The sequence below is a fragment of the Leeuwenhoekiella nanhaiensis genome, from assembly GCF_002744755.1.
Lineage (GTDB): Bacteria > Bacteroidota > Bacteroidia > Flavobacteriales > Flavobacteriaceae > Leeuwenhoekiella > Leeuwenhoekiella nanhaiensis.
Map to the genome: position 1 here is coordinate 492541 of NZ_KZ319289.1, position 12548 is coordinate 505088.

Annotated in this window: 14 protein-coding genes; all 14 read left to right on the forward strand. The window is 35.3% G+C overall.

Going from position 1 to position 12548, the window contains the following annotated elements; translation table 11 throughout:
• Positions 1–86 precede the first annotated feature (86 nt).
• The 14 genes from CJ305_RS08750 (at position 87) to CJ305_RS08815 (ending at position 12359) form a co-directional block, all read left to right on the forward strand.
• A complete protein-coding gene (locus tag CJ305_RS08750; protein WP_099645873.1) occupies positions 87–1874 on the forward strand; it encodes a ParB/RepB/Spo0J family partition protein in 1788 nt (595 codons plus the stop codon).
• Between the two features lie 261 nt (positions 1875–2135).
• Entirely contained in the window at positions 2136–2297 is a 162-nt protein-coding gene (locus CJ305_RS19470; protein WP_189319413.1) for a hypothetical protein, read from the forward strand.
• A gap of 17 nt (positions 2298–2314) precedes the next feature.
• Positions 2315–3151: a DUF932 domain-containing protein gene (locus tag CJ305_RS08755; RefSeq protein ID WP_099645874.1), complete on the forward strand. Its 837-nt coding sequence runs from the start codon at positions 2315–2317 to the stop codon at positions 3149–3151.
• 165 nt (positions 3152–3316) lie between these two features.
• Positions 3317–4084 carry a DUF6577 family protein gene (locus tag CJ305_RS08760; RefSeq protein WP_099645911.1) on the forward strand — a complete coding sequence of 256 codons (768 nt, stop codon included), beginning with the start codon at positions 3317–3319 and terminating at the stop codon, positions 4082–4084.
• A complete protein-coding gene (locus tag CJ305_RS08765) occupies positions 4077–5180 on the forward strand; it encodes a nucleotidyl transferase AbiEii/AbiGii toxin family protein (RefSeq protein WP_099645875.1) in 1104 nt (367 codons plus the stop codon). The genes CJ305_RS08760 and CJ305_RS08765 overlap by 8 nt, the downstream gene beginning before the upstream one ends.
• Before the next feature lie 10 nt (positions 5181–5190).
• The gene (locus CJ305_RS19475) at positions 5191–6609 is read left to right on the forward strand and encodes a hypothetical protein (RefSeq protein WP_189319414.1); all 1419 of its coding nucleotides are present in this window, start codon (positions 5191–5193) and stop codon (positions 6607–6609) included.
• Position 6610: 1 nt separating this feature from the next.
• Positions 6611–7522: a hypothetical protein gene (locus tag CJ305_RS08780; protein ID WP_099645877.1), complete on the forward strand. Its 912-nt coding sequence runs from the start codon at positions 6611–6613 to the stop codon at positions 7520–7522.
• Positions 7515–8306, forward strand: coding sequence for a UPF0489 family protein (locus CJ305_RS08785; protein WP_099645878.1), 792 nt, complete (start codon positions 7515–7517; stop codon positions 8304–8306). Before CJ305_RS08780 ends, CJ305_RS08785 begins: the two co-directional genes overlap by 8 nt.
• Positions 8307–8317: 11 nt before the next feature.
• Positions 8318–8728, forward strand: coding sequence for a protein NO VEIN domain-containing protein (locus tag CJ305_RS08790; protein WP_099645879.1), 411 nt, complete (start codon positions 8318–8320; stop codon positions 8726–8728).
• 6 nt (positions 8729–8734) lie between these two features.
• A complete protein-coding gene (locus CJ305_RS08795) occupies positions 8735–9490 on the forward strand; it encodes a hypothetical protein (RefSeq protein WP_099645880.1) in 756 nt (251 codons plus the stop codon).
• A gap of 694 nt (positions 9491–10184) precedes the next feature.
• Complete coding sequence (locus CJ305_RS08800) at positions 10185–10529, forward strand: single-stranded DNA-binding protein (RefSeq protein WP_099645881.1); 345 nt, start codon at positions 10185–10187, stop codon at positions 10527–10529.
• Positions 10530–10606: 77 nt separating this feature from the next.
• A complete protein-coding gene (locus tag CJ305_RS08805) occupies positions 10607–11056 on the forward strand; it encodes a JAB domain-containing protein (RefSeq protein WP_099645882.1) in 450 nt (149 codons plus the stop codon).
• Between the two features lie 11 nt (positions 11057–11067).
• Positions 11068–11265, forward strand: coding sequence for a hypothetical protein (locus tag CJ305_RS08810; RefSeq protein ID WP_099645883.1), 198 nt, complete (start codon positions 11068–11070; stop codon positions 11263–11265).
• 326 nt (positions 11266–11591) lie between these two features.
• On the forward strand, positions 11592–12359 hold the full coding sequence (locus CJ305_RS08815; protein WP_099645884.1) for a DNA-methyltransferase: 768 nt from the start codon (positions 11592–11594) through the stop codon (positions 12357–12359).
• Positions 12360–12548 lie beyond the last annotated feature (189 nt).

Consider the following 12548-nt stretch of genomic DNA (forward strand, 5'->3'; position numbering starts at 1 on the left):
TCATTTATTCCGTTTCCTTTTGAGCCAAGATTTTATCTTCCGTTTGGTTTCTGCTCAAATATTGTTTAATCAAAAATTTGAGTATTATGACAACAAAAGCGAGTACCACAAAAAAGCGCAGTAGAGCAAAAGTAACTGCCAAAAAAGAAGTGAATGGAAAGAAATCATCCGTACTTCAAATTCAGAACTTACCATTGGGCAAAATCAAGACTGACCCAGAACAACCAAGAAAGACTTTCAACAAAAACGCATTACAGCAACTTTCTGAGAGTATCGAAGAGCACGGTGTATTGCAACCAATCACGGTAAGGCAATTAAACGCCCATTATATCATCGTGATGGGCGAACGCCGATATCGTGCAAGCAAGCTGGCAGGAAAAAAGACCATACCCAGTATCGTGAGGACTTATGAGAACAATGATGTATTGGAAGTTCAAATCATCGAGAACTTACAACGGCAGGATGTTGAGCCTACCGAAGAAGCTGAGTCCATTGCCTATCTCAGCGAGAAATATACGCCCACAGAAATTGCGAAACGATTGGGTAGAACGGACAACTTTATCAGACAACGCCTAAAATTGGCAGGTTTGATAGAAGGTTTTAAGCACTTTGTCCGCATTGGCAAAATGACAATATCATTGGGTGTAGGTGTCGCACTTTTTGAACCAGAGGAACAACAGATGATGTTGGAAACGATGGGCGAAGATTTTAATGCCCATCAGATAAACAGGATGATTAAAGACCAAACCTATGACTTGGAAAAAGCATCTTTTGATGTAACCGATAAGAAGTTAGTGCCGAAAGCAGGGTCTTGTTTAGAATGTCCATTTAATGCGGCCAATCAAGGCAATTTGTTCGGCGAGGGTAAAATGGTCTGTACAAAATCAGCTTGTTTTGAAACAAAGAAAAACAAATCGTTTTTGAACCTGATTAAGAAATCCAAAAAAGAGAACATCCTTCTGATTCCTGAAATACGACAGTACTGGGCAGATGACGAAAACAATCAGCTCATTATTTCACAGTTGGAAAAAAATGGCTTGAAGGTCTATCTACTGGATGATGTTGAAATAATCGAAGAACCAATTAAGCCAACAATAGAGGCCATCAAAATAGAATATCAACATTACGATTATTCTGAAGATGAACTAAAAGCTGAGCTTAAGGAAGCAATTCAGAACTATGAAGAAGAATTGAAAAATTACAATTCAGCAACTGACAATGGATTTGTAAACGGCATCGTGTTCCATCCTGAGACCTACCAGAACAAAGAAGTGTTTGTCAAGGTAATCGAGAAATCAAAAGATGAAGTAACTGATTATTCAGCACCATTGGCCAATAGAAAAATGGCAGATTGTACACCTGAAGAACAAATCGTGAAAATCAACGAAAGGGAAATCCGCAAGAAGCACATCGAGAACAACAAGCAGTTTGAAGAAGTTGTCCAGATGATTCGTGAGACCAAATACATCGAAACGAAGAAGACACTTTCCACAGACGAAATGGTGGCATTCTCGATATCGCTTTTTGAAAATAATGTGGATTATATGAGCCAACAAAAGTATTTCTCGAAGTTCTTGGGCGACACTTCCAAGATGACCAAAGTTGAAATGGTCGAGAATTTCAAGAAGAAATTCAAAAAGGAAATCTTTCACAAGCTGATACGCTATAAAATTACAAAGCAAGTGCATTTTGGCGAGAGCAATCACGTGAATAACCTAACGAATATTTCATTCTACAATGCGATGCAAGGATATTACAAATCCAAGATTGACGGCATTGAGAAGGAATATGCCGAAAAACGAAACAAGCGTGAAGCACGTTTGAAAGAGCGCATCACAGTTCTTGAAAAGAAAATTAAGGAACTGAACGATTAGCTTTTGTTGTTTGAAGAAGGGTCGGCATTCGTGCTGGCCCTTCTTCTTTTTTATGATAGTGCTTAAAAATGTATTTACGAGGAAGGGGATTATCAATCAATAGTTAGCGCAAAGGTAAACTCGTAAAATGCACCCATCAAAAGACTACGGCATAAAGCCATCTCACCGTCCTACGCCTATTTATTCCGTTTCCTTTTGAGCTGTGATTTTAGCTTCCGTTTGGGTACTGCTCAAGTATTGTTTAACTAAAATTTCAACATTATGAAACGAGTATCAAGTAAATCCACAATCACATTACAAGAAGTTGAAGACCACTACCAATCGAGCCGTGAAAATTACGACATCGAAAGCGCTGAAAGCCACTTGGCTTATTACAGAGAAAGGCATCCAGAATATTACGCTCTGTTATTACAAAATGTTTAATCTAAAATTCAAAAGCTATGTATTTACAAAATTTGCAACAGGATGAAATCTTCGTTCCATCAGAAATGAAATCCTTAAAAAGCCTGACCCAGATGGAATCCCGAAGAGGGCTTGAAAATGCCATTATCTCAAATGGCAAAATCGTAAATGTTGTATCAAACAGCTACGGACACATTCCAAATCAATTGTTCTTCAAGAAAGCTGAAGAAATGCTGACCGATGCAGGACTCAACTATCATAAACGAACTATCAACAAAAATGACCGGTCGTTCATTACCGATTTTATCATCGATGACAAAAGCCAGTTTACGGTTAAGAATGATAAGGACTTGATACTACCAATGCTTCGGTTCAAGAACTCGTATGATGGTAGCGAAAAGACCTCTGGTCATTTTGGGTTTTATAGAAAAGTATGTTCAAATGGCCTGCACGTTTCACAGGCTGAAATTGAGTTTTCCATCAAACATAGTAAGAACAATACCGACCTTATAATGCCAAGGTTGAACAATCTATTCGAGAAATTTCTGGACAATGAGTTCTATACCATTACCAAGAAATTCGACAAGATGAAGGAATTTAAAATCATCGACGCGCAGGAATTTGTAAAAGCAGTTCTCGATAAGACTAAGCTCTTTAGATACGAATGTAGCGATAAGAACAGTGACCCTTCAAAAAAGTCCCGTGAAGTCATTGAGATATTGAACTACGAAGCCTTGTTGCTTAATGAAGAGCCTAATCTCTGGTTGGGTTACAATGCGTTCAATGCAGTATTGCACCATACGTTGAAAAAAACCTTTGGCCAACAGGAACGATTGGATAAAAAGTTGTTCGATGAAGTTTATGCAATGTCATAGTATAGCATCAATAAAGGTTCATCCAGTACCTTAAACTGGATTTTTCTACTCACGTAAAATTGTATAATTTCAAATATTTACCACTTTATTTACATAGTGGCAATAATTAGTTTTCAAATATTCGCCACTTTTTTGTATTTTTGGCAAAATTTTGATATAAAGGTTATGCCAAAGATTTTAGAAAATAAACTTATAGAAGCATTTAAGGAACGTGGTTCTTTTGATAGGGAGGAACTATTTCAGTTCTATCTGGACTTTGAACCAGATTTGAAGGAAAGTACCTTTAGTTGGCGAATTTATGACCTGAAGAAAAAGGACATCATCAAGACTATTGGTCGTGGTGTTTATGTTATATCCTATAAACCGAAGTATAAACCGGTACTGTCTGATTACGTTCTAAAAATAGTACGAAAGACCAATGAAAGGTTTGAAGAAATCCAATATGCTATATGGGAGAACCAATGGCTCAATGAATTCACACAGCATCAAGTGTCCAACCAAATGATAGTTGTGGAAGTAGAGAAGGAATTTACCGAATCAGTCTATTACTATCTAAATGATTCCTTGAAAATGAATTTTTTCTTGAATCCCGATGACAAGGAAATTGAGTTCTACATTTCCGAGAGTGCTGTTCCTGTGGTCATAAAGCGTCTTGTTACAAGAGCACCCATAAATAAGCTGAAAGACAAAAAAATTGCAGTTCCCGTCGCCTCACTTGAAAAAATAATGGTGGATTTATTTGCAGATGAAAACCTGTTCCATTTTTACCAAGGCTCTGAACTCATAAACATTTATGAAAAGATACTTGAGCGATACAATATTAATTTCACAAAACTATTCAGTTATGCGAAAAGACGAAAGAAAGAACTGGAAATCAAGCAATTTATGAATAATCACATACCGAATATTTTAGAGGACATCATCAATGATTAAAAACAAAAGCTTCACAAAAGAATGGTTAGATACTTTCCGAGCAAAAAAAGAACATAAAGGCATTAATGTGACCATTTTGGAAAAAATGGTTCACGCATTTTCTTTGCTAGAACATCTAAAGATAGAAGGACTTGATTTTGTCTTTAAAGGCGGTACGTCGCTTGTTCTTTTACTTGAAGAAGGCAATCGGTTTTCAATCGATATCGATATCATATCAAGTACAGAGCGTGAACCGTTGGAAAAAATTCTTGATGCGGTTGTTGCCAATTCACATTTTAAAAGCCACACTTTGAATGAACGCCGAAGTTATAAAGAAGGCGTTCCAAAGGCACATTATACTTTTGAATTTGATTCGGTTTACAACCCAAACGTTCCTGGGACCATTCTGTTGGATATACTTTTTGACAGTCCACATTATCCAGAACTTATAGAATCTTCCGTTGAGATTCCTTGGCTATCGGTTGATGAGCCTATCATATCAATTGCCACACCTTCGGTAAATTCCATCTGTGGCGATAAGCTTACTGCTTTTGCACCAGAGACCATCGGTATTCCATATTATAAGGGCGACCAGTTGTTTACAATGGAAATCTGTAAGCAGTTGTTCGATTTAGGAAAGTTGTTTGAAAACATTACAGATATGTCTATTGTTAAGGCTAGTTTTTCCGCTTTCGCGAAAGCAGAACTATCCTATCGCAGTTCCGATAAAGATTTCGGCAAAAGAAACCTCAAAGAAACAGATGTGCTTTGGGATAGCATAGACACCTGTGCCATCATCGCCAAAAGAGAACGCAATCCAACTGCTGAAACGAAAAAGAAGTTTGAGGGCTTAAACCGTGGCATACGCAGTTTTGGAGGTGCTTTTCTTATGACGGGTAATTTCAGAATCGAGGAAGCTCTTGCAGCTTCGGCCAGAGTAGCTTATTTGAATGCCATCTTGTTACAAGATGAGATAAAAGAAATCGAATATTACGAAGGACAAGACATAAACGAACTTAACGTTGAAAAAGAGGATTGGGTATTCTTGAACAAATTAAAACGACAACCGGATAAGTCCATATTTTATTATTGGTATAAGGCGGTGGAACTATTGTAAATAAACGTGAATGGAATTTAAGTATATAATAGAAATCTGTGTCGCAATTGACATCGCAATCTTGGGTATTGCCTATCCGATAATCGTGGATAAAATATCCAATATAGGCAATAAGTTTTCATCAAACTATCTGGCCAATGCTTTTGAAAATGAATTTCCGCAGACAAAACTCTTTGGAATATTTCCAGGAAGGTCAAGAAGAATAACGGTATTTGAATGGGTTTTGTTTTTAACAATAGGCTCATTTATATTCTTAATACTAGACATTGAACCTCTTTTTTGGAAGGATAGCTGGATGATGCAAAACTCAGCAAAACTTCTAACGCTATTTTTGACAGTTTTACTGGTGGTCATTTTTATTATTTGGCTAGATAAGGTTTCACTTTATAATGGCAAATCTACACGTTTGCTTACTTATATTATTTCCGAATACCGAAAACTCAAAAAAGACCAAGATGATGAATACCATTTCAAGATTATCAATAAGCTGGCAATATTCGCAATTAGAACACAGGATAAAGGCCTGGAAGAAACATTGGTTGACTTCTACACGGAAGAATTCAATAATTACCGGGCAAACTTCATACGACCAAGAGAAGCAGAAAGACCTGATGGATTTGAAAATTTTAAGGTTGAGTTTAATCACGAATTCCACTATGGTATCAGGGAAATAATCAGAGAAGTAGCTAAAGGTAGAAATGAAGACTTACAAAGTCTTGAATATTTTGTTGTAAGTGGCGTCTGGTTGATGGGACAAGGTATCTTTGAAACACCAATATCAAATGAAACCTATAAAGAACTTTGGAGGAATGTTGTACTCATATCAAACAACGCCAAATTTGTAGGTAATTATTGGGGTACGGCACATCAATATTATAGTTTCGGCTTGCAGAGGGTCTATGGCACAAATTATAACTTTGAAACTCGCCAATATGAAAATCAGTCATTAATTGATAAAAGAGATAGTGAAAGAAAACGTTTTTTTGAGTTTCACTTGGCATTAGGTGGCTTATTAATATATCAGAAAAACTATGAAGCCATAAAAACCCTGTTTACATACACACAACATCAGCCACCAAAATATGTTCTGCTGCCTAACAATATGACAGAGATTTTTACTTGGTTCAGTAGTTTTAAAGACGAATTTGGTAGAGGATATTACCCTATCGATTTATCATATCCTTTCCCAGGATTGGATAATTTAGGAAACAGAAGGCGTGTGACTTTTTACATTTGCCAATATTTAGTGTTGCTTTTTCTACGGCAATTTAAATTGCCAGAACATTATACCTATGATAATTTCACAGGTCAACCTACTTTACCTCAAACCGAAGTGTTAGAGTTATTACGTTGGCAAGAATCCATCCATTATTTCAGATTCTGTTTGAAAAAGGTGTTGAAAGATAAAAATCTCTTAAAGACAATATGATATGAAAAAGAAAGAGATAAAAAAGTTAAAAACGAAGACATCAAAATTTATTGATGTTCTCGAAACATCTATTGAAGAAGCTATTGAAGCTGCAAGATTGAATGCAGATATAGATTATGATAAAGAATGGGGATTTCTTATAAATTCTAAAGATGCTATCGTTAAAGCGCTTGAGAAATTTGATAGCATCCAGAATGCTGCGGAGAGTTTTAACGGAGAACCTACTATTTCCTTCGGTGTAAATGGTACTATGAATTTGTTTCAAAAATCTGCATTTACAACTGGAGATATTCCACATCTCAACGCAGATACTATATTATCCCAACAGATAGTCTATCAAAACATTAATTATTACATTCCTAATGCGTTCTTATCGGCTAGAAAAAAGCGGTATCTTCTTCGTAAAGAAGACTTGGTAAAAGGTATTGAAAAATTAGGTTTCGATGCTGATAGAGATGTTATAGTAGCAATGAATCTAAATATCTACGGGATAGATGATTTTAATAAAATTGAGGATAATATTATTAGGGTTCCATCAACAGGGCTCAAAAATGTACTATTCATTTTACCAAAAACTGATTTGCCTATCCTTAAACATAAAGAACTAGAGATTACCGAACAAAAAGAACATCAGCTGGGTATATTAGATGACAATAGAAAAATTTATGGCTCTTTAATCGATTTAACACAGGATAGTAATTCGAGACATAGAGAAAAATGGAAAAATTCAAATATCGATTTTGCTACAGATTTAAAGGTGCAACTTACCATAGCCTTTATTACGGAAGTTGTTTGGAAAACTAATGCTAATGTTGTTCAAATTAATGTTGAAACGTCATTAAAGGAACAGGGAATCGTAAACGAACTGTCTGATATAGAAAAACTAGTGCCAAAGAAAGAAACTAATGATTAAATTCAGAAACCCATATCACATAGAGCCACCTGGCGCTTTGCGCGAAATATTATCGCATCCTGTAAATGAAACTGAAGCAATAGAACTTGTAGTATTTCAAGAACATCGTTATGCATTTTTCTATTGGAACAAATGGATGCATAAGAACAAAAGTAGCAACCCACCCTGTTTAGTTTCATTAGATTGGCACCAAGATTTATGCTATCCTGGTGAAACAGAAAAAGAATGGCTAGATGAACTGGACTTAACGAGCGATGCCGATGTTTCAATATTTACTTGGGCTAAACTTGCTGGCAATAACGATGGTCATATTCTATGTGCGGCCTATCTCAATTTGATTGGAGATATATACGTGCACTGTAGACAAGAACTCGGTCAAGATACTTGGAAAGATGAAGAACTGATTGATGCCAATGGAAACAAGCATATAATCAAAAAATTTAAAACACATCAAGCCTTACAGGATGCTCTATTGAATTCTTCAGAAACATCTGTGTTTTTTGATATTGACTTGGATTTCTTTTCAGTAAAGAATGGCTTAAGTGATGGCTCTTTTGAATTCACTTATTTAAAAGAAGAAGAAATACGAAATATGTTAGACAAGGATAACCCATTGATAAATTGGATTTTTGAACGTATAAAAGGTTTTACAATTGCTACCGAACCAAAACATTGCGGCGGCCTTTTAAGAAGCAATAAGTTTCTCGATTTGATAAGCGAAATCTATTTCAGTCCAGACTTATTTGCCCCTAAATGCAATTGGAAATGGAAAACAAAATATTAATTTGAGCTTAAATGGAAAAACTGACAGAAAATAAAACTATTGAATTATTGATGCCTCATTTAGTTCAACAGGGCTATCAAATAGAGAGTTTTTGTATAGGTCAAACAAGAGGATACGATATTGTGGCCAAAAGAAAAAGTGAAAAATTGTATATTGAAGTTAAAGGTGCAAAAGCACATAAAGATTCGCCAACAAAAAGAAGGGACTATTTCAACTCTGGACAGATTAAGACTCATTTGGGTAAAGCAATCATCAAATGTTTAGAAACTAAAGTAGCGTTTCCAAATGCAAAAATTGCCATTGCACATCCTGAAGATGAACAAATACGAAAAGCAATAACAAATATTATTCCCGAGCTTAATAAGATTGGAATACTTCATTATTGGGTTAATGCTAACGGAACTGTAACTCTTGAAAAATAATTATTTGTGAATTCAGAAACCTATAATTCTAAATTAAGCGCTTTATTTCATTTTTTGAACGAAAACAGGGATTACAATAAAAAAGTTCAATCTAATTCTTATAACTTATTTTTATCACCTTTTGATTCGGTCGAAGATAAATTGTATTCAGTTTTATATCACGTAGCAAATACACAAAGTCAACCAAGAATTGATGTACTTGCACCTTTTTTTCAAAAAGTATATTCAAATAAATCGAAGCTTCATAGTTTTAGGTCTTTCATCGATTTTCTAACAGGTAATGAAAACAGTGTCTATAACTATGAATCACTTTACTATGGGATGCTGGGACAAGCCGGTTGGGGCAATAAAACATCCGCATTATTTGCTAAAACCATTTATCATTTGCATAATGGAAAGTATGGATATCAAAATGTATTATGGGAAGATGCACCGAAAGTTATAGACATCAAGGATAGAGTTTTCTTACCTGTAGATGCGGTAATTGAAACAATTTTTTATCGTATTGACCCATCTATTAAATGGAATTTTCACAAAATAAATAAACTTCTACAGGATAATTATTCTTCTGAAGAAATGGAAATTTGGGATGACCTTTGGTTTTGGGGTTTTATAAATCAACGTGGTTCAGGATTGAACAGAGAGTTTATTTGGAACGAGGCAAAATATTGGGCGCTTCTAGAAACAGCAAAAGATGAAGCTTCTATCAACAAAATAAAAGATGTATCAACAAGGTTTCTAAAAATCATTGATAACAAATAATTCTTAACCCACTCAGCACATTCCCCTTCATTCCACGCCTGCCTGCTGAAAAAAGCAGGCAACCACTTCATTTCGGGAAAAGAGCTTCCCTACAAACGTCTTGGACACCGTACCCAATTTCTACTTTTCATTTCGCTAACCCTGCCCGCTACGCTGGGAAGGGACGCTTCATTCCCAATCCGAAATAGGGTACGAAGTCCGCTTTTCATCGGAAGGCCATCACTTAGGTTTTCTTAACAGGATTTTCGGCGCGGTCTTCTTGAGCCCTCACTGAAAATCCTTAAAAACCGAACCGCTGTCTTACACATTTTAAGGGGTTTATAATGGATAAAGCCTGTGTTGTTTTTCGGGTCGTCGAAAAACAGGCACGACATAACCAATTCTATATTAAATCCAGCCACTCATTTCGCTTAACTGTCGGTACGCTCAAATCGTAACCGGATTTTAAAGAATTGCTAATGCCCTTATGGAACTTGTCAAGACTATACAAAGTTTTAGTAAAAAATAAGGAATCTACTTCCTTGAAATTCCAAGGAATTTACTACGTCGCAAACACACCTGATTTTGCCCTAAAAGTCTTGACAAAACCCACTATATCCATTGTGCGATGCACGAAAGAAAAGAACAAACACCCCTTAAAATTTAATCTGTTTTAAATCAATAGGGGAAATATAAATCACTTAAATATTTTATTATGAGTACTATTAGAAATCACGTACAGTTGATTGGAAACGTTGGTCAAGAGCCAACCATTACGAACCTTGAAAGCGGTAAGAAAGTAGCCCGCTTCTCACTCGCTACGAACGAGTATTACAAAGACAGCAAAGGCGAAAAGCAAACGGACACCAACTGGCATACCGTTGTGGCTTGGGGCAAGACCGCTGAAATCGTTGAGAAATATGTCGAAAAAGGCAAGGAAGTAGGAATCACGGGAAAACTAAAGACCCGAACCTACACCACGGACGATGGAAACCAACGCTATGTTACCGAAGTCGTAGCCGATGAAATCCTATTACTTGGAAGCAAAGTCGATAAGTAATCACAGAAATGAAAGAGGGCGTAACCGTCGAAAGATGCGCCCTCTTTTTTTACATTCACACATTAATCATATGCACAATGAAAGCACAAGTTAACGAAATAAAAATAAGTTATGAAGGTGGTGTCAAATCCAAAGATTGGGTTCAGGTTTCATCCTCTGCGCAAGCTGCAGAAGTCCTTTTTCAAAACTGGGATAAACGTACAATGGAATTACAAGAGACGTTTAAAATTGTACTCTTGAATAGCAGCAATAAAGTGAAAGGTATTTGCCAAATTTCACAAGGTGGAATTGCAGGAACTTTAGTGGATATGCGTATCCTATTTGCAACTGTATTAAAATCACTTTCGGTAGGTTTGATATTAGCACATAATCATCCAAGCGGTAAGTTAGAACCAAGTAAAGCAGATATAAAATTGACAAACAAAATCAAAAAAGCTGCATCTGTTTTTGACATCCGATTGTTAGACCACTTGATTTTTGCACCCGATGGGGATTACTATAGTTTTTCTGACAATGGAATTCTGTAAAATTTACAGCTATGATATATCTCAATTTTACAGATTTGAGCCAAGAAGCTCAAAACCGACTTTTGGAAACGTCCAAAGAAGATGTGAAACGAAAATTTGGGGATAGCATTCGCAAATACGTAAAAGAAAATTATGGCTGTTTTGAAACGATGATTGAAGAAGAAGCACTTCGGAATTTATATTCTTACACCTATGTGTTCAATATATAGTCTTGAATAGATTGAAAGACCAAGCATTTTTTAAATTGAAGTGCTTGGTTTTTATTTAGTAAACTTTGAAACTAGACACTTCAATCATTTACTTTTTGCATTATCCTATTTTTTGATGTCAAATGTCAGTACTTGGCACCAACTGCCGTTTTTGTCTTAACAGTATAAAAACTAACTTCTTAAAGTTAAAAAACAGCACACTATAACCACAGCTATCTATGCTCTTTTCTGTTTTAAATAGTTGATTATATCAAAATTTGGTTTTGCGTGAAAAATCCTAAAAAACATTTTGATATCATTTTTTGGGATTGATTTAATCAATTTAAATGAGAATAAATGTCATTTATAACGAAAACTGTAGCGTAACATTAGATAGGTTACCTAAAAAGTGTATTGACGGAATTATCACATCACCACCCTATAATATAAATACGGAAAGAAGCGACTGTTATTACAATAATGGATATTCTAATATTGACGGATTAAGCGAAGCAGAATATCTTAAATTAAGGACGGAAGAATTTACAAAATTCTCAAAAGTACTGAAAGAAAAAGGGGTTATTTGTTACAACATTTCTTACTCAAAAGAGAATCCCATTTTACCGACACTTTTGGTTTCTAAAATCCACAATGAAACCAATTTGACGATTGCAGATATAATTTGCTGGAAAAAATCAAATGCCATTCCTTTTCAAACCTCACCAACAAAATTAAGTAGGTTAACAGAACTAATCTACGTCTTTGTAAAGAAATCCTCTTTGCATACATTTAGAACCAATAAAAAAATAAGTAAGGTAAATGGAAAGACGGGACAAAGATTTTTCAAAAATTACACGAACTATATCGAAGCAAAAAATAATGATGGTTATAGGTCAAATTTAAAGGCAGCATACTCAAAAGATTTATGCCAGCAACTGATTAATATCTATTTCCCCGAAGGCAGTCTCATCTATGACCCATTCTCTGGAATCGGAACTACGCAACTCAGTTGTATTGAAAGCCATTGTAATTTTATCGGTAGTGAATTGATGAAAGAACATTATGATATATCCATAAGTAGGCTTCAAAAAAAGGGTTTGATATTTCATTCTTAAACTTTAAATCATTTACAATATAGGTTATACATTCATCTAAAATTTCAGGGGTGTTTTTGTATGTAATTAATTCTATATCAAGAAAAAATCACTATCTTTATTTCGCTGAAATTCAGCATTCAATTTTAAGTAAGGTTATCCACTTTTCGACTTTCGCAGATACCCTTACACATCGAAAAATAACATATC

What these genes read in the sequence shown, in the direction of transcription:
- CJ305_RS08750 (WP_099645873.1), top strand. Translation starts at nt 87, where the DNA reads ATGACAACAAAAGCGAGTACCACAAAAAAGCGCAGTAGAGCAAAAGTA.
- CJ305_RS19470 (WP_189319413.1), top strand. Translation starts at nt 2,136, where the DNA reads ATGAAACGAGTATCAAGTAAATCCACAATCACATTACAAGAAGTTGAA.
- CJ305_RS08755 (WP_099645874.1), top strand. Translation starts at nt 2,315, where the DNA reads ATGTATTTACAAAATTTGCAACAGGATGAAATCTTCGTTCCATCAGAA.
- CJ305_RS08760 (WP_099645911.1), top strand. Translation starts at nt 3,317, where the DNA reads ATGCCAAAGATTTTAGAAAATAAACTTATAGAAGCATTTAAGGAACGT.
- CJ305_RS08765 (WP_099645875.1), top strand. Translation starts at nt 4,077, where the DNA reads ATGATTAAAAACAAAAGCTTCACAAAAGAATGGTTAGATACTTTCCGA.
- CJ305_RS19475 (WP_189319414.1), top strand. Translation starts at nt 5,191, where the DNA reads ATGGAATTTAAGTATATAATAGAAATCTGTGTCGCAATTGACATCGCA.
- CJ305_RS08780 (WP_099645877.1), top strand. Translation starts at nt 6,611, where the DNA reads ATGAAAAAGAAAGAGATAAAAAAGTTAAAAACGAAGACATCAAAATTT.
- CJ305_RS08785 (WP_099645878.1), top strand. Translation starts at nt 7,515, where the DNA reads ATGATTAAATTCAGAAACCCATATCACATAGAGCCACCTGGCGCTTTG.
- CJ305_RS08790 (WP_099645879.1), top strand. Translation starts at nt 8,318, where the DNA reads ATGGAAAAACTGACAGAAAATAAAACTATTGAATTATTGATGCCTCAT.
- CJ305_RS08800 (WP_099645881.1), top strand. Translation starts at nt 10,185, where the DNA reads ATGAGTACTATTAGAAATCACGTACAGTTGATTGGAAACGTTGGTCAA.
- CJ305_RS08805 (WP_099645882.1), top strand. Translation starts at nt 10,607, where the DNA reads ATGAAAGCACAAGTTAACGAAATAAAAATAAGTTATGAAGGTGGTGTC.
- CJ305_RS08810 (WP_099645883.1), top strand. Translation starts at nt 11,068, where the DNA reads ATGATATATCTCAATTTTACAGATTTGAGCCAAGAAGCTCAAAACCGA.
- CJ305_RS08815 (WP_099645884.1), top strand. Translation starts at nt 11,592, where the DNA reads ATGAGAATAAATGTCATTTATAACGAAAACTGTAGCGTAACATTAGAT.